Annotated in this window: 1 protein-coding gene and 2 pseudogenes; 1 reads left to right on the top strand and 2 read right to left on the bottom strand. The window is 69.5% G+C overall.

Features of this window, described 5'->3' with window-relative positions; genetic code table 11:
• Positions 1 to 777, bottom strand: a pseudogene (locus tag BN903_RS09015) (ATP-dependent DNA helicase); the annotation flags it as partial.
• 261 nt (positions 778 to 1038) lie between these two features.
• Positions 1039 to 1694, bottom strand: a pseudogene (locus BN903_RS09010) (HAD family hydrolase).
• 143 nt (positions 1695 to 1837) lie between these two features.
• Here BN903_RS09010 and BN903_RS15880 point away from each other — a divergent pair.
• Positions 1838 to 2178, top strand: a 341-nt coding sequence (locus BN903_RS15880) for a TIGR00725 family protein (RefSeq protein WP_195155766.1), incomplete at its 3' end; no start/stop codon positions are given.

Below are 2178 nucleotides of genomic sequence, written 5' to 3'. Positions count from 1 at the left end.
CGACCTCCGGGACGAGCGCGCCCATGATCGAGTGGGGACACGAGCCGTGGCCCGCCGCGAGCCGGACGAGTTCGTCGGCGTCGACGTGGCCGAGTTCGGTCACGTCGAACGGGACCGCCTCGGCGGGGTCGCCGTCCTCCGGGAGGTCGTCGAGGAAGCGGCATAAAAGGGACGAGAACTCGGTCCCGTCGTACTCCTCGGTGTCCGGCCGGTACGGGTCGGCTCGCCGTCGACGGAGAGGTAGTCGGCCGCGCCGTCGGAGTCGGGGGCGTTCCCGGAGTCCATCAGGCCGACCTGCTGGCTCCGCGCCTCGCTCACGAGGTTCGAGGTCGTCGTCGCCCCGCCGTCGCCGACGAGGTTTCGGGTTCGCTCGCGGAGCCCCTCGCAGCGCTCGTAGACGTTCTCGCGGTCGATCCCGCCGCGATTTTCCCGGGCGTACGGGCAGACGTCGGCCTTCCCGACGAGGGTAAGCCCGGAGACGGGGTCGTAGTCGCTCGGGAAGTCGTCGTTTATCGTCTGCAGGTCCGTCTCGAACTGGCGCAGCTGCTGTTTGACGCTGGTGAGGACGAAGACGCGCTCGAAGTCGGACTCCGGATCGCGGACGCGGTCGAGTCCGGCGGTGAGCGCGAGCATCGTCTTGCCCGTCCCGCAGGCACCCTCTAAGGCGAGGAAGCCGCCGTCCTCGGCGGCGTCGATGGCGGCGTCGATGCCGTCGGCCTGCTCGGGGTAGGGTTCGGGGTGGCCGAAGAGGTCGGCCCACGGGGGCGAGTCGGTCACGAGAGCGAGTTACGCGGCATCGAATTTAAACGCTTCATCGTCGCGACGACGAGAAGGCGGTGGCGCGCGCCTCCGAGCGCCCTCTTAACGGCGCGAGTAGGGAGAGACCGGAGGTCTCTCTGACAGCCGGCGGCGAAGCCGCCGACGAGAGCGCCGCGCGAGAGAGCGGTGAGCGCTCGGAGAGCGCGAACCGCGAGGCTGGGGAGGCGCGAGGTGCGGTGTGGTCCACCGCGAGCGCGACGCCTCACCGCTCACCGCGGCTCACTCCACGATGTCGTGGAGGTCCGAGAGGTTCTCGATCTCCCAGGTCGGCCAGACGTTCAGCTCCCAGTCGCGGCGGTGCGGCCGGCGGATGAACGCGGAGTCGATTCCCGCGTTCTCGGCCGCGCGGACGTCGGACTCGTTGTCGCCGACGAACAGCGCGTTGCCCGCGTCAAGGTCGCCGAGTGCCTGCTCGATGTAGTGGGGTTCGGCTTGCGGAGCTGGAGCGAGTGGATCGTCGGCTCGCGGCCGTACGCGGCTCCCATCCGCTCGAACCCGTCGAAGTGGTCGACGAGGAAGTCGACGGTCGCCTGCTGGTTCGAGGAGACGATCCCCATCTCGACGTCGAGGTCCTGAAGCTCGTCGAGGTCGTCGTACGGGGTCTTGCGTCCCTCGCGGGCCTCCTGCTGTTGGGCCCGCGACACCACGTCGTCGCGCGTTCGCCAGAACGACCCCGGATCGAGGTCGTACGTCTGACAGACGGTGCCGACGCTGCCGGGGGTCGCACCGATGGTCATCTGCTCTACGTCGTCCGGATCGGGCTCCTCGACGCCGCACTCCTCGAACGCGTTCCGGGTCGCATCCCGGAGCACGTCGAAGCGCGTGCGGCCCACGAGGACACCGTCGTTGTCGAACACGACGGTATCGTACGTCATAGCTTCCGTTCACGGCGGGAAGGGATAAGCGTTTCAGTGGGGTTCTCGACGTCGAGAACCGGCGAAAACGACGACGAGGTGTTCTGTGGCCGTCGAACGCCGGATTCGGACGGTTTACCGGCCGCCGGTGCGTGGGCCCGCTCATGCGCGTCAGCGTCATCGGCGGGAGTTCGATCGGCCCCGAGACCGCGGCGGTCGCGGAGGAACTCGGGAAACGACTCGCGGAACGCGGTCACACCGTCGTCTGCGGCGGTCTCGGCGGCGTCATGGAGGCGGTCTGTCGCGGCGCGCGGGAGGCAGACGGCGAGACGGTCGGAATCCTCCCGACGGAGAGACGGGGCGACGCGAACAAGCACGTCACGACGCCGATCGCGACGGGACTCGGCCACGCGCGCAACGGCTTGGTCGTGATGAACGGCGACGCCGCGGTCGCCGTCGACGGGGCGGGCGGGACGCTCTCCGAGATCGGCCTCGCGCTCGCGCA

Source organism: Halorubrum sp. AJ67, from assembly GCF_000513435.1.
The sequence above is the reverse complement of the archived record's forward strand: the minus strand, read 5'-3'. Positions and strand labels throughout refer to the sequence as shown.